This window comes from Methylobacterium sp. J-078 (genome assembly GCF_022829285.1).
GTDB lineage: Bacteria > Pseudomonadota > Alphaproteobacteria > Rhizobiales > Beijerinckiaceae > Methylobacterium.
Genome location: NZ_JAKSYI010000112.1, coordinates 110,968 through 131,768 on the forward strand (window position 1 = coordinate 110,968; position 20,801 = coordinate 131,768).

Annotated in this window: 18 protein-coding genes; 7 read left to right on the top strand and 11 right to left on the bottom strand. The window is 70.0% G+C overall.

Features of this window, described 5'->3' with window-relative positions; all coding sequences use genetic code 11:
- Window positions 1-76 precede the first annotated feature (76 nt).
- The 6 genes from lpxC to murB all read right to left on the bottom strand — a co-directional run bounded on the left by lpxC (window position 77) and on the right by murB (window position 7,773).
- Window positions 77-1,024, bottom strand: a complete 948-nt coding sequence (gene lpxC / locus MKK58_RS19020) for a UDP-3-O-acyl-N-acetylglucosamine deacetylase (RefSeq protein ID WP_243913796.1) — start codon at window positions 1,022-1,024, stop codon at window positions 77-79.
- Window positions 1,025-1,352: 328 nt separating this feature from the next.
- A complete protein-coding gene (gene ftsZ / locus MKK58_RS19025) occupies window positions 1,353-3,128 on the bottom strand; it encodes a cell division protein FtsZ (RefSeq protein ID WP_243913798.1) in 1,776 nt (591 codons plus the stop codon).
- 119 nt (window positions 3,129-3,247) lie between these two features.
- Window positions 3,248-4,570 (bottom strand): cell division protein FtsA, encoded by a 1,323-nt coding sequence (gene ftsA, locus MKK58_RS19030; RefSeq protein ID WP_238281009.1) that lies wholly within the window; start codon window positions 4,568-4,570, stop codon window positions 3,248-3,250.
- Between the two features lie 66 nt (window positions 4,571-4,636).
- Window positions 4,637-5,644 carry a cell division protein FtsQ/DivIB gene (locus MKK58_RS19035; RefSeq protein ID WP_243913800.1) on the bottom strand — a complete coding sequence of 336 codons (1,008 nt, stop codon included), beginning with the start codon at window positions 5,642-5,644 and terminating at the stop codon, window positions 4,637-4,639.
- A complete protein-coding gene (locus MKK58_RS19040; protein WP_243913802.1) occupies window positions 5,611-6,534 on the bottom strand; it encodes a D-alanine--D-alanine ligase in 924 nt (307 codons plus the stop codon). Before MKK58_RS19040 ends, MKK58_RS19035 begins: the two co-directional genes overlap by 34 nt.
- A 300-nt stretch (window positions 6,535-6,834) precedes the next feature.
- A complete protein-coding gene (gene murB, locus MKK58_RS19045) occupies window positions 6,835-7,773 on the bottom strand; it encodes a UDP-N-acetylmuramate dehydrogenase (protein ID WP_243913805.1) in 939 nt (312 codons plus the stop codon).
- A 62-nt stretch (window positions 7,774-7,835) separates the two neighbouring features.
- Between murB and MKK58_RS19050 the strand changes: the two genes are divergently transcribed.
- Window positions 7,836-8,090, top strand: coding sequence for a type II toxin-antitoxin system RelE family toxin (locus tag MKK58_RS19050; protein WP_243913806.1), 255 nt, complete (start codon window positions 7,836-7,838; stop codon window positions 8,088-8,090).
- Window positions 8,091-8,100: 10 nt separating this feature from the next.
- Window positions 8,101-8,490 carry a helix-turn-helix domain-containing protein gene (locus tag MKK58_RS19055; protein ID WP_243913808.1) on the top strand — a complete coding sequence of 130 codons (390 nt, stop codon included), beginning with the start codon at window positions 8,101-8,103 and terminating at the stop codon, window positions 8,488-8,490.
- Window positions 8,491-8,497: 7 nt separating this feature from the next.
- Here MKK58_RS19055 and murC read toward each other — a convergent pair whose 3' ends face one another.
- From murC to MKK58_RS19080, 5 genes are all read right to left on the bottom strand, one after another.
- Complete coding sequence (gene murC / locus MKK58_RS19060) at window positions 8,498-9,913, bottom strand: UDP-N-acetylmuramate--L-alanine ligase (RefSeq protein ID WP_243913810.1); 1,416 nt, start codon at window positions 9,911-9,913, stop codon at window positions 8,498-8,500.
- Window positions 9,914-9,975: 62 nt separating this feature from the next.
- Window positions 9,976-11,085 (bottom strand): undecaprenyldiphospho-muramoylpentapeptide beta-N-acetylglucosaminyltransferase, encoded by a 1,110-nt coding sequence (murG, locus tag MKK58_RS19065; protein ID WP_243913811.1) that lies wholly within the window; start codon window positions 11,083-11,085, stop codon window positions 9,976-9,978.
- Entirely contained in the window at window positions 11,082-12,248 is a 1,167-nt protein-coding gene (locus MKK58_RS19070; protein ID WP_238281002.1) for an FtsW/RodA/SpoVE family cell cycle protein, read from the bottom strand. The genes murG and MKK58_RS19070 overlap by 4 nt, the downstream gene beginning before the upstream one ends.
- A gap of 146 nt (window positions 12,249-12,394) precedes the next feature.
- Window positions 12,395-13,381 carry a CobW family GTP-binding protein gene (locus MKK58_RS19075; RefSeq protein ID WP_243913813.1) on the bottom strand — a complete coding sequence of 329 codons (987 nt, stop codon included), beginning with the start codon at window positions 13,379-13,381 and terminating at the stop codon, window positions 12,395-12,397.
- A gap of 43 nt (window positions 13,382-13,424) precedes the next feature.
- Window positions 13,425-14,021 (bottom strand): TetR/AcrR family transcriptional regulator, encoded by a 597-nt coding sequence (locus MKK58_RS19080; protein WP_243913815.1) that lies wholly within the window; start codon window positions 14,019-14,021, stop codon window positions 13,425-13,427.
- Between the two features lie 147 nt (window positions 14,022-14,168).
- Between MKK58_RS19080 and MKK58_RS19085 the strand changes: the two genes are divergently transcribed.
- From MKK58_RS19085 to MKK58_RS19105, 5 genes are all read left to right on the top strand, one after another.
- Complete coding sequence (locus tag MKK58_RS19085; RefSeq protein ID WP_243913817.1) at window positions 14,169-15,122, top strand: quinoprotein relay system zinc metallohydrolase 2; 954 nt, start codon at window positions 14,169-14,171, stop codon at window positions 15,120-15,122.
- An 84-nt stretch (window positions 15,123-15,206) separates the two neighbouring features.
- A complete protein-coding gene (locus MKK58_RS19090; protein WP_243913818.1) occupies window positions 15,207-16,079 on the top strand; it encodes a quinoprotein dehydrogenase-associated SoxYZ-like carrier in 873 nt (290 codons plus the stop codon).
- A gap of 13 nt (window positions 16,080-16,092) precedes the next feature.
- Window positions 16,093-16,683, top strand: a complete 591-nt coding sequence (locus tag MKK58_RS19095) for a rhodanese-like domain-containing protein (protein ID WP_243913820.1) — start codon at window positions 16,093-16,095, stop codon at window positions 16,681-16,683.
- Window positions 16,684-17,151: 468 nt separating this feature from the next.
- Window positions 17,152-17,976: a 3-methyl-2-oxobutanoate hydroxymethyltransferase gene (panB, locus tag MKK58_RS19100; protein ID WP_243913822.1), complete on the top strand. Its 825-nt coding sequence runs from the start codon at window positions 17,152-17,154 to the stop codon at window positions 17,974-17,976.
- Between the two features lie 489 nt (window positions 17,977-18,465).
- On the top strand, window positions 18,466-20,679 hold the full coding sequence (locus MKK58_RS19105; protein WP_243913824.1) for a TonB-dependent siderophore receptor: 2,214 nt from the start codon (window positions 18,466-18,468) through the stop codon (window positions 20,677-20,679).
- Window positions 20,680-20,801 lie beyond the last annotated feature (122 nt).

Sequence of the window (20,801 nt, forward strand, 5' to 3'; positions counted from 1 at the left end):
GTGGCGGGCGATTTGGGCGCGAAAGCGGCGGGCGGGCCACGCCCTTAACAGAAAGGAGAGGTGTGTGTCGGTGGCGCTACAGATCGCCGACGAAGGCGGCGATGCCGAGGCTGGCGCCGAACTCGGTCAGGCTGGTCTCGCGGCGGGTGCTGGCGCTCTCGACGATGGCATAATTGGCGCGATCGGAGAACAGGGCCGTGAGGACGCCGACATTCATGCGGTGGCCGCCGCAATAGGAGCGGTAGCCGCCCTGGAGCGGCAGGCCCGCGAGGGCGAGGTCACCCACCGCGTCGAGGAACTTGTGCCGGACGAACTCGTCGGCGTAGCGCAGGCCCTCGGGGTTGACGACCGCGGTCTCGCCGACCGCGACAGTGTTCTCGAGGGACGCGCCGAGGGCGAAGCCCGCCTTCCAGTAGCGCTCCACGTCGCGCATCATGCCGAAGGTGCGGGCGCCGGCGATCTCGCGGCGGTAGGCGGCGGGGGTGAGGTCCATCGCCTTGCGGCTGCGGCCGATCACCGGGTTCTCGAAATCGATCTCGACGTCGAGGCGGAAGCCCCGGTCGATGGGGCGGAGCTCGGCGAAGGCGCGGCCGACCTCGATGCGGACGGAGCGGAGCACCTTGATCCAGCGGCGGGGCGCGCCGCACGGCGCGATCCCGACGGCGTCGATGGCCTGTACGTAGGGAAGCGCGCTGCCGTCGAGGATCGGCATCTCGGGGCCGTCGATCTCGACGAGGACGTTGTCGATCCCCAGGCCGTAGAGCGCCGACATCAGGTGCTCGATGGTGGCGACCGCGCCGCTCTCGACGTCACCGATCACGGTGCAGAGCTCGGTGGCGGAGACGCAGGCGTGGTGGGCCTTGATCAGACGGTCGTTGCCGGTGGGCATTCCGGTGCGGAGGAACGCGATGCCGTGATTGGCGGGCGCCGGATGCAGCGTGATCTCGACCGGGTTTCCGGAATGGACGCCGATGCCGCTCAGGGTCGCGGGGGCTTTGAGAGTTGTCTGTTGGTTCGTTCGCATTCCATAGCCCTCGGCCGTGATCGGGCGTGCCCATCCCGTCGGGATAGGCATTCAGCCCCTGGCGATCCGTCCGCTGCTTGAAGCCCCTGCCGGCGCTTGACGGTCTGAAACCGCCGCGCCTGTCGTTCCAAAATTCGTATAGCTGCGCCGCAAAGCGAGGCCAAATCACGGATTCTTACGTACTGTTACAGCCGCGGTTTCGTCAGGCGATTCCGAAAGCCTTTTGATAACAGTAGCTTGAGAACAAGCATGGCCCGGAGCCGTGGGGCTCCGGGCCTGTGACTGAAATACCTCAGCCGATGGGTCGTGGGGCGTCGGACGACCGGCTTCAGTTGGCCTGGCGGCGCAGGAAGGCCGGGATTTCGAGCTGGTCGTCGTCCATCATCCGGGGCTGGGGCGCGACGCGGCCCTGGGGATCCAGGTTGCCCTGGGCCGGGCGATAGGCCGGCGGTGCCTGCACCGGCGCACGCCGGGGCGCTTCCACGGGGGCGGCGGCCTGGGGCATCGGGGCGGGGGCGCGCATCGGCGGAAGCGGTGCGGCCTCGGCCTCCTCACGGCGACCGCCGAACCCCACGGTGGCCAGGCGGCGCAGCAGGGTCATGCGCTTGGAATCCCCGGCCGGCTCGGCCGGCTGCTCCTCGCGGGCCCGGAGCTGGGCCTGGGCGGGAAGCGGCAGGTCCTGGATCTGCGGCATGCGGGGAGCGCGGGCGACGGCCACGGCCGGACGCGGCGGCACGAACGGACCGGCGGCCAGCTGCGGGGCGGGCTCGGGGGCGGCGACCGGGGCGGGCTCGTACGCCATGGCGGCGCGGGGCTGCGTCTGGGTCAGCATCACCTCGTCGCGCATCACGGGCGCCTGCGGCAGGTCCACCCGCATCGGCTCGGGCGCGAAGGCGACCGGCTCCGGCGCGCGGGGCGCCTGCATCGGCGCCGGGGCCTGGACCGGAGCGGCCTGGACCGGTGCCGCAGCGGGAGCCGCCGGGGCGGCTACGGGCTGCTCCTGTCCGGCGGGGCGAAAGGTCGGCGCGGGCTGTGCCGCCCGCGCCCTCGCTTCCGCTCGCAGACGCTCGGCGACCTCGGCGATGCGCTGCTCGGTCTGCACGATGTCGGGGTTGTTCTGGGAGTTGGCGGCGATCAGGGCCGGCTCGATGCCGGTGGCGACCACCGAGACGCGGATGATGCCGTCGAGGCTCTCGTCGAAGGTGGCGCCGAGGATGATGTTGGCCTCGGAATCGACCTCCTCGCGGATGCGGGTGGCGGCCTCGTCGAGCTCATACAGGGTCAGGTCGTTGCCGCCGGTGATCGAGATCAGCAGCCCGCGCGCGCCCTTCATCGAGACTTCGTCGAGGAGCGGGTTGGCGATGGCCGCTTCCGCCGCCCGGTTGGCGCGGTTCTCGCCCGAGGCCTCGCCGGTGCCCATCATGGCCTTGCCCATGCCGCGCATGATGGCGCGCACGTCGGCGAAGTCGAGGTTGATCAGGCCTTCCTTGACCATCAGGTCGGTGATGCAGGCGACGCCCGAGTAGAGCACCTGGTCGGCCATCGCGAAGGCGTCGGCGAAGGTGGTCTTCTCATTGGCGACCCGGAACAGGTTCTGGTTCGGGATCACGATGAGGGTGTCGACGGCGGCCTGGAGCTCCTGGATGCCGGCCTCGGCCGTGCGCATCCGGCGCATGCCCTCGAACTGGAACGGCTTCGTCACGACGCCGACGGTGAGGATGCCCATGTCACGCGCCGCGCGGGCGATGACCGGGGCCGCGCCCGTGCCGGTGCCGCCGCCCATGCCGGCGGTGATGAAGCACATGTGGGCGCCCGAGAGCTGGTCGCGGATCTCGTCGATGACCTCGTCGGCCGCGGCCGAGCCGACCTCGGGGTGCGAACCGGCGCCGAGCCCCTGCGTCACGCTGAGACCCATCTGGATCACGCGCTCGGCCTTGGACGAGGTGAGCGCCTGGGCATCGGTGTTGGCGACCACGAACTCGCAGCCCAGAAGGCCCGACTCGATCATGTTGTTCACGGCGTTGCCGCCGGCTCCGCCGACACCGAAGACGGTGATGCGGGGCTTCAGTTCCCGGATATCCGGCGCCTGCAGACTGATGGCCATGGTGTCGAGCCTCTCGTGCCTTTCACGTTTCATTTGACGCCTCGGGTTGAGGGAGGCGCCGATTCTCGTCTGGCCGTCCACGCCCACCCCGCGGGGTTTGGGGCGTGCCGGCGGTCGTCTCAGAAGCTCTCGCGGATCCAGCGTCCGACGCGCGAGAGGTAGCCGTCCGTCCCCGTGCCGGCGAAGGCGCCGTGCCCCCGCGGCTCGAAATGTTCCGCATGCGCCACCTGCGGGTAGACCAGCAGGCCCACCGCCGCCGAGAAGGCGGGCCCCTTGGCCGCCTCGGGCAGGCCCCGGATGCCGAGGGGCCGGCCGATGCGGACCTGCCCCTCCATGACCCGGCGGGCCACCTCGGGCAGGCCGACGAGCTGGCTGGCGCCGCCGGTGAGCACGACGCGGCGCCCGGCCTGGGCGGAGAAGCCGGCGGCGCGCAGGCGGTCGCGCACCAGTTCCACCACCTCCTCGACGCGCGGGCGGATGATCCGCACGAGCTGCGAGCGCGGCACGTGGGTCGGGGCGTCGCCCTCGTCCTCGCCGACCCCGTGGACCGCGATCATGTCGCGCTCGTCGGAGGCCGTGGCGATGGCCGAGCCGTAGAGGGTCTTGAGGCGCTCGGCCGCCGCGACCCGGGTGGAGAGGCCGCGGGCGATGTCCATGGTGACGTGGTGGCCGCCCACCGCCACCGCGTCGACGTGGACGAGGTGGCCGCCGGAGAACACGCCGACGCTGGTGGTGCCGCCGCCCATGTCGACCACGGCGACGCCCATCTCGGCCTCGTCGTCGACCAGCGCCGAGAGACCGGCGGCGTAGGGGGTGGCGATCACCGCCTCGACGCCGAGATGACAGTGCTCGACGGCGAGCATGAGGTTGCGGGCGGCGGCCGCCTCGCCGGTGACCACGTGGAGGTCGACGCCGAGCGCATCCCCCATCATGCCCGACGGATCGATGACCGCGCCCTGGCCGTCGATGGCGTAGCCGGTCGGCAGGGCGTGGAGCACGGCGCGGCCGGGGCTGACGCCGTGGGCCGAGGCGGTCTCCAGCACCCGCTCCACGTCCGTGCCCGTGACGGTGCCGGTGCGGGTGTTCACGCGGGCCTCGAAATGCTGCGAGCCGATGCGGCCGCCGGACATGTTGACGATGACCGACTGCACCTCGACCCGGGCCATGCGCTCGGCGGCGTGGACCGCCTGGCGGATGGCGGCCTCGGCCGATTCCAGATCGACGATGACGCCGCCCTTGAGCCCCTGCGAGCGCTGGTGGCCGATGCCGATGATGCGGGCGAAGTGGGTGCGCCCGCGCAGGGTGGTGAGCGCCTCGGCCGGCTGCAGCTCCGCGATGAGGCAGACGACCTTGCTCGTCCCGATGTCGAGCACCGAGAGGGTGGTGCTGCGCCGGGCGGAGAGAGGCTTCAGGCGTGGGGTGAGGCCGTGCTGATCGTGCATCGGGCTACCGGGTGACGGAGGTGAGGCGGGACAGATGAGCGCGCTGCGCCGGACGGATCGTGCGGCTCATGTGCTGGTTCCCTTGGCCTTCGGCTTCTTCTGGGCTTCCGCGCGGGCCGCGGCCGCCTCTTCGGTGAGGCGGACGACCACCCGGTCCGGCATGCGAAGGTCCACCGCGATGATGTCCTTCTCGAGGATGCGGTTGTCGCGCTCGAGCTTGACGAGGCGCGCCAGGGCCTCGGTCGCACCGGTCTCGGGCAGGCGGATGTCGACGCCGTCGAGCTTCAGGGTCCAGCGCCGGCCGGAGACGTAGGTGCCGGCCTTGACGCGCTCGGCGAGCGTGCCCGCCGCCTCGATCAGGGCGAGGTAGTCCTTGAGCTTGAGGTTGGCGTCGTCGCCGACCACGAGGGGTAAGGCGGCGTAGCGGTCGTCGCGCATCTGGTCGATCACCGTGCCGTCGGCGGCGATCACAGCGATCTCGCCGTTGCGCTGCCAGAGGGCGGCGGGCTCGCGCTCCACCTGGGTGATGACGATCTCGTTCGGGTAGACCTTGCGCACGGAGGCGCTGGCGATCAGCGGCACCGCCAGCAGGCGCTCGCGCGCTTCCGCCACGTCGAGGAACACCACCGAGGAGTGACCGTCGATGCCGGCGGCCTGGAGCACTTCGCGCTCGTAGAGCCGGGCTATCCCAGAGATGGTGACGCGCTCGACGCCGAAACCGGCCAGCCGCGCCATGATGTCGAGGGGGCGGCCGTGCTCGGCGACGAAGCGTTCGTAGCTGCCGCTGCCGACGAAGGCGGCGAGCGCCAGGGCCGCGAAGGAGACCGAGACCGCGGCCGTGCCGAGGTGGCGCGGAACGCGCCGCTCGATCGGAACGGCGAGGCGCGAGCGGCGGCCCGGCGGCGTGAAGCGGCGCAGGCGGGCAGCGAGCGCCGCACGGACGGAGGCGACCGTGCCGGCGGCTGGGCCCAGGAGACCCTGGCCCAGGAGACCCGGACCCAGGAGACCCTGGCCTTGGCCGCCGTGCGGACCTTCGGCCCCTACCGGCCCAACGTTGCGTCCTCCACCATCCATTGGACGAGCTCACCGAAACTAAAGCCAGCGTGGGCTGCGATCTCCGGCACCAGGCTCGTCTTCGTCATGCCGGGTTGCGTGTTGACCTCCAGGACGACGAGGGCACCGGTTCCCCCCGGTGTGTCGTCGTAGCGAAGGTCCGCACGGCTGATGCCCCGGCACCCGAGTGCTTGATGCGCCGTTAACGACAACTCTTGGACACGCTGGTAAAGATTTGGTTTAATTTCTGCCGGGAGGACGTGGATCGAGCCCCCCTCGGCGTACTTCGCGTCGAAGTCGTACCACTCCCCGGAGGCCGGCTTGATCTCGATCACGCCGAGGGCCTTCTCGCCCATCACCGCGCAGGTCAGCTCGCGCCCGGCGACGTAGGTTTCCGCAAGGATTTCATCGCCATAGCCCCAATCCTCCCGGCCCACTTCCTGGGGCGGGTGGGAGCGCCCGTCGCGCACGATGATGACCCCCATGGAGGAGCCCTCGGCCACCGGCTTCAGCACGTAGGGCGGCGTCAGCACGTGTGACTTCGCGGCCTCATGACGGTTAACGACGCGGCCCTCCGGAACGCTGACGCCGGCCGCCCGCATGACCACTTTGGCACGCTCCTTGTGCATGGCGAGCGCCGAGGCGAGCACGCCCGAATGGGTGTAGGGGATGCGCAGGATCTCCAGCAGGCCCTGGATCGTGCCGTCCTCGCCCGCCGGCCCGTGCAGGGCGTTGAAGGCCACGTCCGGACGCAGATTCGTCAGCACCGTGGCGATGTCCGGCTGGACGTCGACCCGGGTGACGCGAAAGCCCTGCCCTTCCAGGGCGTCGGCGCAGGCCTGGCCGGAATTGAGCGAGACCGGCCGCTCGGAGGACCACCCGCCCATGAGGACGGCGACGTGCTTGGACATGGGGGGACTCCGTGGGGTGAAGCGTCGGTCGCTGGTAGAAGCAGTCAGTGTCGTCACGGAACGCGGCAAATCCGGTCCGGCCGCGATGCGGCGTGGGACGCCTCAGAGGTCGGCATAAGCCTCGTCATCGGCCTGCCCGCCCCATTCGGTGAAAGCCACGAAGGGGTCATCGCCCTCGGGCCACAACGCTTCGGGCTCAACCACATCCATGATCATGCGCGTCTCGCCTCCGTCAGAAGCGGCCGGGCCGATGACCGCCTGCCGCGCACCGCCCTGGACCCGCCGATTGCCTTGGATCTCCTATCCGTTCGCGGCATCCGCAGCGAGACCGATGCGCTTGATCTCCCAGTGCAGCTCGACGCCCGAGGTCTCGCGCACGCGCCGACGCACTTCCTCGCCGAGCCCCTCGATGTCGGCGGCGCTCGCGTTGTCGCGGTTGATCAGGAAGTTGCAGTGCATCGGCGAGACCTGCGCGCCACCGACCGTCAGGCCCCGGCAGCCGGCGGCGTCGACGAGTTGCCAGGCCTTGCCCCCGGGCGGGTTCTTGAAGGTGGAGCCGCCGGTGCGCTCGCGGATCGGCTGGGCCGCCTCGCGGGCCGCCGTCACCCGCTCCATCTCGGCCTCGATGGCGGCGCGCTCGCCGGGTCGGCCACGGAACAGGGCGCTCGTGAAGATCACATCGTCGGGGGCGGCGCTATGGCGATAGGCAAAGCCCATCTCCGCATGGCTGAAGCGACGCGCCTCGCCCCGGCGGTCGACGCCGTGCGCTTCCACCAGAACGTCGGTGGTCTCGCCGCCATGAGCGCCGGCATTCATGCGCAGCGCCCCACCGACCGAGCCCGGAATGCCGCGGAAGAACGCGAGCCCGTCGAGCCCGGCTTCGGCCGCCGCCTTGGCGAGGCGCATGTCCGGCACCGCCGTGCCGACCCGCAGGGTCTCGCCGTCGATCGCCACGGTGCCGAAGGCCTTGCCGCCGAGGCGCACCACCACGCCCGGCACGCCGCCGTCGCGCACGATCAGGTTCGAGCCGAGGCCGATCACCGTCACCGGAACCTCCGGGTCGAGGGCCGCGAGCAGGAGGCCGAGATCCTCCGGATCGGCGGGCGTGAACAGAGCCTGCGCCGGGCCGCCGACCCGGAACCAGGTCAGGTCCGAGAGCGGCTGGTTGGCGATGAGCCGCCCGCGCAAGGCCGGCGCCCGGGCGCGGATGTCGGGGGTGATGTCCGGGAAGGCTGTCATTGGGACTGGTGCTTTTCAGATAAAGCAACGAAAGGTTGCATGATCGGGTACGGAGACGCGCGATGGGCCGGACGGTGGGTTACACACGCCCGGCAGCGCGTGCCCTCACCCGGATGCCGCCCAGAACGGAAGCGCTCATCCGCGAGAAACTGCGCCTCCTCGCCGAGAGGCCGGAAGCGCTCGCCAACAACGTCAGGGCGTTGAAGGGCACCGAAGGCTACCGGCTGCGGATCGGCGACTGGCGCGTGATCTTCACGATCGAGCCGGATCAGATCATGGTGCATGACATCGGCCCGCGTGGCTCGATCTACGGTTAGGAAGATCGGTATGACCATCGTGCGCACCAAGACGCCCTCCGGCGACCCCATCGTGATCCTGCCGGAAGCGGATTTCGAGCGGCTCGTCGCCCTCGCGGAGGACGCGACGGACGCGCGGACGCTGCAGGCCTCCCGCAATCGGCTGGCGAGCGGAGCGGACGAGGCGTTGAGCGAATCCGATCTCGATGCCCTGCGCCGGGCTCCGACCGCCCTCGCTTTCTGGCGAGCGCGAAGGGGGGTAACCACGACCACCCTGGCAAGTCTCGGCGGGATCACCGAAGCTGTCCTATCGGCGATGGAACGGGGCGAACGCACGGCCGACACCATCGTCTATCGCGCCCTCGCGGGCGCACTGGGCGTCGACCCGGAGGACCTGATTCCGGACGGTGCCGGCACGTAGGCGGGGCTCACGCCGGCGCGCCGTCCAGGGCGCCAAGTTCGCCCGGCAGGGCGTAGGCCCATTGCGTGATGTTGCCGGCGCCGAGGCACACCACGTAGTCGCCGGGCTTGGCGCGGCCCGCGACGATCCCCGCGAGGTCCTCCGAGCGCTGGAGCGCGATGGCGTCGCGGTGGCCGCGGGATTTGAGGCCCGAGACGAGGCCGTCGCGGTCCATGCCCTCGATCGGCGCCTCGCCCGCCGCGTAGACGGGGGCGACGATGACCGTGTCGGCATCGTTGAAGCAGGTGCAGAAATCGTCGAACAGCGAGGCGAGGCGCGTGTAGCGGTGCGGCTGCACGATGGCGACGACGTTGCCCTCGGTGGAGGCGCGGGCGGCCTTCAGCACCGCCTTGATCTCCACCGGATGGTGTCCGTAATCGTCGAAGATCAGCGCGCCGTTCCACTCGCCCGTCTTGGTGAAGCGGCGCTTGACGCCGCCGAAGCCGGCGAGCGCCTTGCGGATCGCCTCCGGCTCGACGCCGAGCTCGTGGGCGACGGCCAGCGCCGCGGTGGCGTTCAGCGCGTTGTGCTTGCCCGGCATCGGCAGGACGAGGTCCTCCATCTCCATGCGGAAGCCCGGGCGCCGGTCGCGGATCATCACGCGGAAGCGGCTCATGCCCCCGCGCAAGTCCACGTCGATGAGGCGGACATCGGCCTGCGGGTTCTCGCCGTAGGTGATGATGCGGCGGTCCTCGATGTGGCCGACGAGGTCCTGCACGATCGGGTGGTCGATGCACATCACGGCGAAGCCGTAGAACGGGATGTTGTCGATGAAGCGCCGGAAGGCGTCCTTGACCGCGTCGAACGAGCCAAAATGGTCGAGGTGCTCGGGGTCGATGTTGGTGACGATGGCGACGTCCGCCGGCAGCTTCAGGAAGGTGCCGTCCGATTCGTCGGCCTCCACCACCATCCACTCGCCCTCGCCCATGCGGGCGTTGGTGCCGTAGGCGTTGATGATGCCGCCGTTGATGACGGTGGGGTCGAGGTTGCCGGCGTCCAGCAGGGTGGCGACGAGGGAGGTCGTCGTGGTCTTGCCGTGCGTGCCCGCGATGGCGACGCAGGACTTGAAGCGCATCAGCTCGGCCAGCATCTCGGCCCGGCGCACCACGGGCAGGCGGCGCTCGCGGGCGGCCACCAGTTCCGGGTTGTCGCGGCGGATCGCGGTGGAGACCACCACCAGGGCCGCCTCCTCGACGTTGGCGGCCTCGTGGCCGATGAACGTGCGCATGCCCTTCTCGGAGAGCCGCCGCACGTTGGCGTTGTCGTTGGCGTCCGACCCCTGCACCGTGTAGCCGAGGTTGTGCATCACCTCGGCGATGCCGGACATGCCGATGCCGCCGATGCCGATGAAGTGGATGGGGCCGAGCTTATCGGGCAGCTTCATGGAACAGGACCAGTCTCAGGGGCGCCGGGAACCGGGCGGCCCGGCTCGCGGGGGATACGGGTTCAGGTGCGCGCCGCCGTCGCTACGACGATGTCGGCGAGCCGCTCGGCGGCATCGTGAATTCCGGCGCTTTTGGCGGCTGAGGCCGCCGCGGTCAATTTTTCGGGATTGGTGAAGAGGTCGACGAGTTCCGCGGTGAGGCGATCCGGGGTGAAGGCGGCCTGCGGGATCGCCTGCGCGGCACCGATCACGCTGAGCGTCGCGGCGTTGGCCGCCTGGTCCTGGTCGAGGGCGCCGGGGAGCGGCACCAGGATGGCAGGCCGGCCGATGGCGGCGAGCTCGGAGACCGTCGAGGCGCCGGAGCGCCCGATGACGAGGTGGGCCGCGGCCATGCGGGCGGGCAGATCCTTGAAGAAGGGCGCCGCCTCGAAACCGGCGAGTCCCAGGCCGAGATAGAGGTTCTGAACCTGGGTGAGATCCTCGGCCCGCACCTGCTGCACGAGGCGCAGGCGCGCGCGCAGGTCGGCGGGCAGATTGGCGATGGCCGCGGGCACGACCTCGCCCATCACACGGGCGCCCTGGCTGCCGCCGAAGACGAGGAGGTGCAGGGGGTCGGCTGGACCGAGCGCCGGATAGGCGGTTCTCGCGGCATCGAGCACGGCAGGCCGCAACGGGTTGCCGGTGTGGGTGCGTGGGGCGAGCGCCTTCGCCGGCACACCGCGCACATCGCGAAAACCGGTGGCGATGGCGCGCGCCCCCCGCGCCAGGAAGGCGTTGGCCCGCCCCATCACGGCGTTCTGCTCGTGCAGGACGGTGGGCACGCGCAGGATCTGCCCCGCCAACATCGGCGGCACGGTGGGATAGCCGCCGAAGCCCACGATGGCGGCCGGGTCGATCCGCTTGATCTGGCGCGCGGCGATCCCGAAGCCGCGCCCCAAGGTGAGGAGCGCGGCTCCGCGCTTGATCAGGGAACGGCCGGAGGGTGTCGCCGACGCGATGGTGACGATCTCGGAGGCCGGGAAGCCGGCGGCGATGGAATCCACCCGGGCATCGGTGGCCAGCACGACCCGCACGCCCCGGGCGCGCAGGGCGTGCGCCAGGCTCTCTGCGGGGAACAGGTGCCCGCCCGTGCCACCGGCACAGAGCAGGATCGTGGCTGTCGCGACCGTCAACGCATCACTCCGGCGATGGTCGCCGGGGCGGTGCCCGGCGGCTTCTGGCTCAGGGTGGTGGTCCGGGGGCGCTTGCGGGTCAAGGCCACGAGGAAGCCCATACCGAGCGCCAGCGAGATCAGCGAGGAGCCGCCGTAGGAGACGAAGGGCAGCGTCATGCCCTTGGCGGGCATCAGGCGCACGTTCACCGCCATGTTGATGCAGGCCTGGAGCCCGAACAGCGTGGTCAACCCGGTGATCGCCAACCGCGAAAAGGTGTCGTCGGTGCGGCGCGCGAGCTTCAGGCCCCGCATGACGATGTAGGCGAAGAGCAGCACGAGGCCGAGGCAGACCAGGGTGCCGAACTCCTCGCCGGTGACCGAGAAGATGAAGTCGGTATGCGCGTCCGGCAGGTGGCGCTTGGCGACGCCCTCGCCGGGCCCGGTGCCGAGCCAGCCGCCGGAATTGAAGGATTGCTGGGCCCAGAAGCCCTGGAAGTTGTCGCCCGACTCGCTGTTCAGGAAGCGGTCGATGCGCTCGCGCACGTGGTGCAGGAAGCGGTAGGCGGCGGCGACGCCGAGGAGGCCGCCGGCGCCGAGGCCCGCCACCCAGAACCAGTGCAGGCCGGCCACGAAGAACAGCGCGCACCACACGATGGTGATGAGCATGGTCTGGCCGAAATCCGGCTGGAGGATCAGGGGCACAATGGTGACCGGCAGGAGGAGGATCGCCAGGAAGCCGCCCGGCATGTCGCGCCGCTGCGCGCCCTCCGAGAAGGCCCAGGCCGCCACCACCACGAAGGCGGGCTTCACGAATTCGGACGGCTGGATGCCGATGGCGCCGAACTGGATCCAGCGGTGCGCGCCCTTGATCTCCGGCCCGAACTTGCTCGCCAGGATGCAGAGCGCGACGCCCGTCATCCAGGTGAAGAGCGCGACGCGCCGGATGTGGCGCAGGGACAGGAAGGACACGGCGACGATGATGAGGATCGTCGGCGCGAGGTAGAGGGCCTGCCGGTTGAGGAAGTGGAAGGTCGGCAGGCCGATCTTCTCGGCGACCGGCGGCCCGCCGCCCATGAGAAAGACGAGGCCCGCCACCATGAGCGCGCCGAGCCCGGCGAGGAGGCCGCGATCGACGGTCCACCACCAGTCGGTCAGGGGCGTGCGTTCCGCGCGGGACATCATGGGATCAGCACTCTCCGGGGCCTCACGGCGCCCGAACGGGGCAGCCGAACGCGACCGGCAGCGTCACGCCGGCACGGATTCGATCCTGTGCCGGAATGGTAAACCAAGCGTTGCGGAACCCGACGCCACGCCGCGCCGATCGCGCCTCAGGCCGCCCGGCAATCCTCGAAGCCCGCGCGGATCTCCGCCGGATCGAGCTTGCGGCCGATGAAGACCACCCGCGAGACGCGGGGCTCGCCGTCCTTCCACGGCCCCTGGAGGTCGCCGTCGAGGATCTGGTGCACCCCCTGGAAGACGAAGCGCTGCGGCTCGTTCGGGAAAGCGACGATGCCCTTGCAACGCAGGATGTCGGGGCCCTGGACCTGGGTCAGGGTCGAGATCCAGGGCATGAACTTTTCGGGGTCGACGGGGCCGTCGATCTTGGCCGAAACCGACTGCATCTCGTCGTCGTGGTGATGGTGGTGGCCCTCCTCCAGGAAGTCGGGCTCGATGTCGAGGATGCGGCCGAGATCGAAGGCGTTGCGCTCCAGCACCGCCTCGAGGGGTACGGCGCAGCGCTCGGTGCGGTGGACCTTGGCGTAGGGGTTGATCGCGCGGATCTGGCCCTCGACCCGGGCGAGGTCGGCCTCCTCCACGAGGTCGGCCTTGTTGAGCAGGATCACGTCCGCGAAGGCGATCTGATTCTTGGCCTCCGGCGCGTCCTTGAGGCGGTCCGAGAGCCACTTGGCGTCGGCCACCGTCACCACCGCGTCGAGGCGGGCCGCGGCCCCCACATCCTCGTCGATGAAGAAGGTCTGGGCCACGGGGGCGGGGTCGGCCAGCCCCGTGGTCTCGACGATGATCGCGTCGAACTTGCCGCGCCGCTTCACCAGCCCGTCCATGATGCGGATGAGGTCCCCGCGCACGGTGCAGCAGACGCAGCCGTTGTTCATCTCGAACACCTCCTCATCGGCACCGATGATGAGGTCGTTGTCGATGCCGATCTCGCCGAACTCGTTGACGATCACGGCGTAGCGCTTGCCGTGGTTCTCCGTGAGGATGCGGTTGAGCAGCGTGGTCTTGCCGGCACCCAGGTAGCCGGTAAGCACGGTGACGGGGATCTTCGCCGAGGCGGCGTTCGGGCTGTCTGACATGGAGGCTCTTCGTCGATGGCGCGCGAGGCGTCGCTGCGGCCTGTTATATTGTATCAGTCCTGTCAGATGAAACCCCGGCGGGCCGCAGCCCGTCGCAGAGTGCCGCCAGGGTTCCGCGAAAGCCCTCGGGCCCCGCCAGCAGGCGTTCCATCAGAAGGGCCCCTTCGAGGGCGGCGACGACCATGCGGGCCGTGGCCCTGGGCTCGGCGGACACGCGCACGCTCCCGGCCGCCACCCCCTCGGCGAGCACGCCCTCCAGCCAGGCGATGTGCTTCTCGAAGAAGCGGGCGATGTCGGCACGCAGGGTGGCCGGCAGCGCGTCGCCCTCGATCGCCAGGACCGCGCAGAGGCAGCCCAGGCCCGCCTCGACCCCGCCGAGGTAGAGCGCCCCGTAGGCGGCGATCCGCTCGATCGCGTCGGGCTCGCCGGCCCGGATCTCGGCCAGCGCCGCGTCGTAGCGGGCGTCGTAGGCCGCCACCAAGGCGTGGGCGAGGTCGGACTTGGTGGGAAAGTGGTGGTGGATGCTCGCCTTGCGGATCCGGACCGTCTCGGCGAGGTCCGCGTAGCTGAATCCGGCATAGCCCCGGCGACGCACCAGGGTCTCGGCCTGCAGCAGCAACTCGGCGCGGGTGTCCCTCATCGTCCCGTCATCGTCCCTGTCCGCCCTCGTCCGTGGGTAGCCGCACGCGAGGCCGTGATCGCGCCGCGCCCGACATTCCGGCTTATGCCATTGACGCGGGCAAAAATCTACCTACTCATTGGTAGAACGAAAACACGGAGGACGGTCATGCGGGCAGTTGCCGGCCGATCACGCGGGGGCACGACCCGGCGCGGCGCCCTGTTCGGCGGCCTGTGCCTGTGCTGCTTGCCGACCCTCGGGCGTTCGGCCGAGGGCTTCGCGATGGACGAGGTCGGACCCGGCATCTTCATCCGGCGCGGGCCCGACGCCGAGGCGACGCCGGAGAACAACGACGCCATCGCCAATACCGGCTTTATCGTCGGCGAGCGCTCGGTTCTCGTCACCGAATCGGGCGGCAGCCGCGCGGACGGGGCCTGGCTGCGCGCGGAGATCGGCAGGCGCACAGACAAGCCGATCAGCCACGTGATGCTCACCCACGTGCACCCGGACCATTGCTTCGGCGCGGCGGCCTTCGCCGAGGACAAGCCGGTCTATGTGGGCCACCACGCCCTGCGCGCCGCCCTCGACGCCCGGGGCGAATACTATCGCGGGCGGCTGGCCGAGATTCTGGGCGCCGACCGGGCCGGCAGCGTGGTCTACCCCACCCTGGAGGTGGCGGACGGGGCCGACATCGACCTCGGCGGACGCGTTCTGCGCGTCACCGCCCACGGGGTGGCGCACACGAACTGCGACCTCTCCATGCGGGATTCGGCCTCCGGCATCCTGTTTCCCGCCGACCTCCTGTTCGTCACCCGCATCCCCTCCCTCGACGGCAGCCTCGTGGGCTGGCTCAAGGAGGCGGAGGTGCTCAAGGCCATGGGAGCGGCCAAGGCCGTTCCGGGCCACGGGCCGACCCTGGTCGACTTCGCGCCCGCCATGGACGACCTTACCCGCTACCTGACCACCCTGCGGGACGAGACGCGCAAGGCCGTCGCGGCGGACGTGCCGATCGAGAAGGCGATCCAGACCGTCGGCCGGGCCGAGCGCGACCGCTGGGTCCTGTTCGACACCTATCACGGCCGCAACGTCACCCAGGCCTTCAAGGAACTGGAGTGGGAGTGAGCCGCTGCCTTGAGCCGCGCGGCCCCGCGCGCCACATCATCTGAAAGAACAGAGTCAAGAACCACGACCGCCAGGAGAAACGCCATGATCCGTCCCCTTGCCAAACCCGTCGCGAACCGCACCGTCCTCTTTCGCTCCATCCTGGCGGCCCTGACGCTCGCCGTCCCCCTGGCGACCGCCGGCGCGGCGCTGGTGCCGGGCCCGGTACACGCCGCTGGGGCCTCCGACGACGAGGCCGAGCGGCTCGCGCGCTGGAAGGAGATCCAGAAGTCCATCTTCGGCGACAAGACCATCACGGCGACGGACAGCCTCGTGAAGGTCGACGCGCCGGTGCGGGCGCTGGACGCTTCCCTGGTGCCGATCACCCTGACCATGCCGGAGAAGGACCGGGTCGCGGCCGTCCACCTCATCATCGACGACAACCCGTCACCCTACGCCGCCCACATCGCCTTCGGTCCCGGGGCGGATGCCGGCGAGATCAAGCTCCGGGTGCGGGTGAACAACTACACCAACATCCACGCGGTGGTGGAGACCCGGGACGGCCAGCTCTTCGAGACGACGAAGTTCGTGAAGGCCTCCGGCGGCTGCTCGGCCCCCATGGGCATGAGCGACGAGGAAGCCATGAAGGGCATGGGCGACATGAAGCTCAAGTTCGCCGAAGCCCAGCCCGGCCGCCCGGTCGAGGCGACGCTGATGATCCGTCACCCGAACTTCAGCGGCATGCAGATGAACCAGGTCACCCGCGACTACACGCCGGCCCGCTACATCAACAAGGTCGCGATCACCCGCGGGGACAAGACCGTGCTGACGCTGGACGGCGACATCTCGATCTCCTCGAACCCGGTGATCAATTTCGGCCTGCAGCCGGGGGGCCAGGGCCCGATCAAGGTGGTGGCCTCCGACAACCAGAACGGCCGCTGGGAGCACAGCTTCACGGCGCCGAGCGCCACGAACTGAGCGGGTCCGCGCGATGAGGCAGCGGCTCCTCCGCATCGCGGCCGCGGGGACCGCACTCCTCCTGCTGGCGGCGGCCGGCCCGGCCGATTCTCCCGTGAACGTGCCCGAGCCCGACGGGATCTGGACCGGGCCGCAGCGGGGCTACACCCCCGCGACCCTGTCGGGGGCCACGGTGATCGACATCGACGCCCTCGATGCCCTGATCGCCCGCGACCGGCCGGTCCTCCTCGACGTGTCCCTGGCCGACCGGCGCCCGGCGGGCCTTCCCGCCGACCGGCCCTGGCTGCCGGCCCATCGCTCCGTTCCCGGCGCGGTCTGGATGGCCAATGCGGGCGCCGCGCCCCTCGACCCCGCCCACGAGGCGCTCTTCCTGAAGCGGGTCGCGGAGCTGACCGGGGGCGACAAGGGCCGGGCCGTCGTGGCCTTCTGCCACCCCGAATGCTGGGGCAGCTGGAACGCGGCCAAGCGGCTGGTGCTCCAGGGCTACACCCGCGTGCACTGGTTCCCCGAGGGCATCGAGGGCTGGCAGGAGCGCCACCCCACCACGGTGATCCCCGAGGATTCCGCCTGGACGGCGCGGGCGGAGGGCGAAGCGCAGCGCTGACGGAGGGGTCGCGGCACGGAAGGACCCGGGCGCGGCCCGACCGGAAGCCCCGCGATTCTCGCCGCCACCTTGTACGCGCCCGAAAAATCCGCACCCTTCCGCCGGACCGCAAGCGCGGCCGCAGTTGACAGCGATCCGGTTGTGGCGGAAGAAAGGCACCGTCAGGCGCCCGGAAGTCTAGGGAGGAAACGCCCCGAGAGAGCATGAAGCAGCGACGCCATCGCTGTTATCGGCGCCCCGGGCGAGACTTCAAGGGCACATGTCTTGATCCTAATGATATGTGTATTTCTGGCCGTTCGTTGATCCGCGATGCGTGGACCTCGCGCGTCGCGAGAGGCTTTGCCTGCGCGACAATGCACCGGGTCCGTCACGTCACGGTGCGCGATCCCGCCCGGGGCGGTGTATAGAGGCGCCACCAGCAGACCGACCGCCGCGTTCCGGCGGCCCGAGACAGCCGGGTGGAGTTCCATGTCGCAAGCCGTGCAGTCCCGCCGCATCCGCGCGATCGACCTCGCCAAGCGCAAGGCCGAGGGTCGAAAGATCATCGCGCTGACCGCCTATCACGCGCACACCGCCGGCATCCTCGACCCCTACTGCGACTTCATCCTGGTCGGCGATTCCCTCGGCATGCTCATGCATGGCATGGAATCGACCCTGCCGGTGACCCTGGAGATGATGATCGTCCAGGCGCAGGCCGTGATCCGGGGCACCTCCCGGTCGCTGATCGTGGTGGACATGCCCTTCGGCTCCTATGAGGCGAGCCCGCAGCAGGCCTTCCTCAACGCCGCCCGCGTGCTCAAGGAGACGGGGGCCGGGGCGATCAAGATGGAGGGCGGGGCGCGCTTTGCCGAGACCGTGGCGTTCCTGGTCGAGCGCGGCGTGCCGGTGATGGGCCATATCGGCCTCACGCCCCAGTCGGTGAACACCATGGGGGGCTTCAAGGTGCAGGGCCGCGAGGCCGACGGCGAGCGTCGCCTGATGCAGGACGCCCGCGCCATCAACGACGCGGGCGCCTTCGCCATCGTGATGGAGGGCATCGTCGAACCGGTGGCCCGCGCCATCGCCACCGCCCCCGAGATCACCACGCCCACCATCGGCATCGGCGCCACCATGGCCTGCGACGGCCAGATCCTCGTCCTCGAGGACATGCTGGGCCTGAGCGACCGCGTGCCGAAATTCGTGAAGCGCTTCGGCACCCTGCGCGGTCAGATCGAGGCCGCCGTGAAGGACTACGCCGAGGAGGTCCGCTCCGGGACCTTCCCGGCCGAGGAGCACACGTACCAGCCGCTCTGAGCGGAAGCACCGACGTCGGGGGACGCGCTCCAGTCCCCCAGTATCGGCGGGCGCCGGCCACGCGGCGGCATCGACACGCGCGAACCGGCACATTCAACCGGTAAAGAGCGATCGACGAACGGCCTCCGCGCGCGGAGGCGAAGCAGGCTCGTCCACAGGTTCCGTCAGGCTCACGCCCTGTCGCCCCCGGGTCTTGAAGCGGATGCCCAGCATCGCTCCGCGCATCCACGTTCCGGCCGACCTTTCGCAGGACGGGCGCGACACGACTCGCGGACGCCCCCGATGCGGGCCCGGCGAAGCTGTGGTTTGGCGGCAACGGAGAGCGGGAGTTACATCCGGGGCTCTTGCAAACCTCAGTGGCCGGCGATAGCCCAATTAAAGAAACACGTTGTATATCAATACTTTACATCAATTCTAATGTGCGCATTCGCGTCTTTCCTCGCCTGTCGGCGAGCCCGTCGTGCTGCGTTCTCGCAAGGATCCAGGATCATGTCCGCATCTCGGATGCGTCCGACGTCACGCGTTCGCTGGGCGCTCGCCGGGCTCTCGCTCGCAGCACTCACAGTGCCGGCCCGCGCCCAGCAGACCGCGGTCACCCTCGAGACCCTGAGTGTCGAGGGCACCGCACGCGGAAACGGCAACGGCGTCGTGGGAGCCCCGGGCACGCGGGCGCCCGAGACGGCGCGGGGCCCCGTCGACGGCTACGTCGCGACCCGCAGCGCCAGCGCGACCAAGACCGACACCCCGATCCTCCGCACCCCGCAATCGATCAGCGTGATCGGCGCGCAGCAGATCGAGGCGCAGCGCTCGCAGACGGTGGCGGAGGCCCTGCGCTACACGCCGGGCGTCTACGCCAACCAGTTCGGCCCCGACACCCGCCTCGACTGGTTCCTCATCCGCGGCTTCTCGGCCACCGATACGGGCCTGTTCCGCGACGGGTTGCAGCTCTTCCAGACGGCCTTCGCGAACTTTCGCATCGATCCGTTCGGCGCCGAGCGCATCGAGGTGCTGCGCGGCCCCGCCGCCACCCTGTTCGGCGGCAGCCCCGTGGGCGGCCTCGTCAACGTCGTGTCCAAGCGCCCCACCGCCGAGCCCCTGCGCTACCTCGAACTCGGCGGCGGCTCGTTCAACCAGCGCTACGCCGCCTTCGACCTCGGCGGCCCGGCCGATGCGGAGGGCCACTGGTTCTACCGCCTGACCGGGCGCCTGCAGAACAGCGACGCGCAGGTGCGCTTCGCCCCCGAGGGCCGCTACTACATCGCGCCCTCCTTCACCTATAAGCCGGACGGCGCCACCACCTTCACGGTGCTGACGAGCTTCCAGCGCGACGAGACCGGGGGTGCCGGCCAGTTCCTGCCCTATTCGGGCACGGTGCGGCCGAACGCGTCGGGCCTGCGCATCGCGCGCAGCCTCAATGCCAGCGATCCCCTGGTGGACCGCTACACCCGTAACCAGGCCAATCTCGGCTATGAGTTCGAGCACCATTTCGACGACGTCTGGACGGTGCGCCAGAACTTCCGCTACTCCTTCACCGAGGTCCGGGATTCGCGCTACGTCGGCAACGGCTACGCCAATGCCGCCGAGACCGAACTCGCCCGCTACGGCTTCCTGACCACGCCGCATGCCGGCCTGTTCGCCGTCGACAACCAGGCCGAGGCCCGTTTCAGCGACGGCGTCTTCGGCCATACGCTGCTGATGGGCGTCGACTACAAGCGCTACAGCCTGTCAGACAATCAGGCCTCGACGCCGTTCCCGGCGGACGTGCCGGTGCCCTCCCTGAACATCCTGGCGCCCCGCTACGGACAGTTCAGCACGACGCCCGCGTCCTACCGGGTCCTGAACCAGCAGCTGCAGCAAGTCGGCCTCTACGCCCAGGATCAGGTGGCGCTGACCGATCACCTCACCTTCCTGATCGGCGGCCGGCAGGATTTCGTGACCAACGACCTGCAGAACAAGCTCACGCCGTCGCTCTCGACGAGCCAGGACGAGAGCGCCTTCACCGGCCGCCTCGGACTGATCTACAATTTCGACAACGGGCTTGCGCCCTACGTGACCTACGGGACCTCGTTCAATCCCACCGCGGGCGCGGACGCCAACAACCGGCCGTTCAAGTCCGATCGCGGCGAGCAGGTCGAGATCGGTGCCAAGTTCCAGCCGGCGGGCTGGAACACCCTGTTCACGGTGGCGGCCTTCGACCTCGTGCGCTCCAACGTGCTGACGCCGGATCCCAACTCCATCTTCAACAACCTGCAGATCGGCGCCGTGCGCTCGCGCGGCTTCGAGGCCTCCGCCGTCGCGACCCTGGCCGAGGGCCTGAACGTGGTGGCGTCCTACACGCTCTACGGCCTGCGCACGATCGAGGGCACCACGCTCGACCTCGGCAAGACGCCGGTGGGCATTCCGGAGACCTTCGCTTCGCTCTGGGCCGACTACACGATCCCCGTCGGCGATTTCCGGGGCTTCGGCTTCGGCGGGGGCGTCAACTATGTCGGGCGCTCGTACGCCGACGTCGCCAACACCCTGACGGTGCCCGAATACGTCACCTTCGACGCGGCGGTGCATTACGAGCGGGACGGCTGGCGCGCGGCCGTGAACATCCAGAACGCGGGCGACCGCCGGTTCGTCGCGTCCTGCTCCTCGGCCAATGCCTGCTTCTACGGCACGCAGCGCCGGATCATCGCGAGCGTCGGCTACAAGTGGTGACGCGGATCGGACCTCGCCAAGGCTGAAACGAGGCAAGGCTGAAACGAAGCAAGGCTCAAAACAAGAAGGGCCCCGCCGCAATGGCGGGGCCCTTCTTCGTTGTCGCGGGCATGGCCTCCGCG

What these genes read in the sequence shown, in the direction of transcription:
- lpxC (WP_243913796.1), bottom strand. Translation starts at nt 1,024, where the DNA reads ATGCGAACGAACCAACAGACAACTCTCAAAGCCCCCGCGACCCTGAGC.
- ftsZ (WP_243913798.1), bottom strand. Translation starts at nt 3,128, where the DNA reads ATGGCCATCAGTCTGCAGGCGCCGGATATCCGGGAACTGAAGCCCCGC.
- ftsA (WP_238281009.1), bottom strand. Translation starts at nt 4,570, where the DNA reads ATGCACGATCAGCACGGCCTCACCCCACGCCTGAAGCCTCTCTCCGCC.
- MKK58_RS19035 (WP_243913800.1), bottom strand. Translation starts at nt 5,644, where the DNA reads ATGGATGGTGGAGGACGCAACGTTGGGCCGGTAGGGGCCGAAGGTCCG.
- MKK58_RS19040 (WP_243913802.1), bottom strand. Translation starts at nt 6,534, where the DNA reads ATGTCCAAGCACGTCGCCGTCCTCATGGGCGGGTGGTCCTCCGAGCGG.
- murB (WP_243913805.1), bottom strand. Translation starts at nt 7,773, where the DNA reads ATGACAGCCTTCCCGGACATCACCCCCGACATCCGCGCCCGGGCGCCG.
- MKK58_RS19050 (WP_243913806.1), top strand. Translation starts at nt 7,836, where the DNA reads ATGGGCCGGACGGTGGGTTACACACGCCCGGCAGCGCGTGCCCTCACC.
- MKK58_RS19055 (WP_243913808.1), top strand. Translation starts at nt 8,101, where the DNA reads ATGACCATCGTGCGCACCAAGACGCCCTCCGGCGACCCCATCGTGATC.
- murC (WP_243913810.1), bottom strand. Translation starts at nt 9,913, where the DNA reads ATGAAGCTGCCCGATAAGCTCGGCCCCATCCACTTCATCGGCATCGGC.
- MKK58_RS19070 (WP_238281002.1), bottom strand. Translation starts at nt 12,248, where the DNA reads ATGATGTCCCGCGCGGAACGCACGCCCCTGACCGACTGGTGGTGGACC.
- MKK58_RS19075 (WP_243913813.1), bottom strand. Translation starts at nt 13,381, where the DNA reads ATGTCAGACAGCCCGAACGCCGCCTCGGCGAAGATCCCCGTCACCGTG.
- MKK58_RS19080 (WP_243913815.1), bottom strand. Translation starts at nt 14,021, where the DNA reads ATGAGGGACACCCGCGCCGAGTTGCTGCTGCAGGCCGAGACCCTGGTG.
- MKK58_RS19085 (WP_243913817.1), top strand. Translation starts at nt 14,169, where the DNA reads ATGCGGGCAGTTGCCGGCCGATCACGCGGGGGCACGACCCGGCGCGGC.
- MKK58_RS19090 (WP_243913818.1), top strand. Translation starts at nt 15,207, where the DNA reads ATGATCCGTCCCCTTGCCAAACCCGTCGCGAACCGCACCGTCCTCTTT.
- MKK58_RS19095 (WP_243913820.1), top strand. Translation starts at nt 16,093, where the DNA reads ATGAGGCAGCGGCTCCTCCGCATCGCGGCCGCGGGGACCGCACTCCTC.
- panB (WP_243913822.1), top strand. Translation starts at nt 17,152, where the DNA reads ATGTCGCAAGCCGTGCAGTCCCGCCGCATCCGCGCGATCGACCTCGCC.
- MKK58_RS19105 (WP_243913824.1), top strand. Translation starts at nt 18,466, where the DNA reads ATGTCCGCATCTCGGATGCGTCCGACGTCACGCGTTCGCTGGGCGCTC.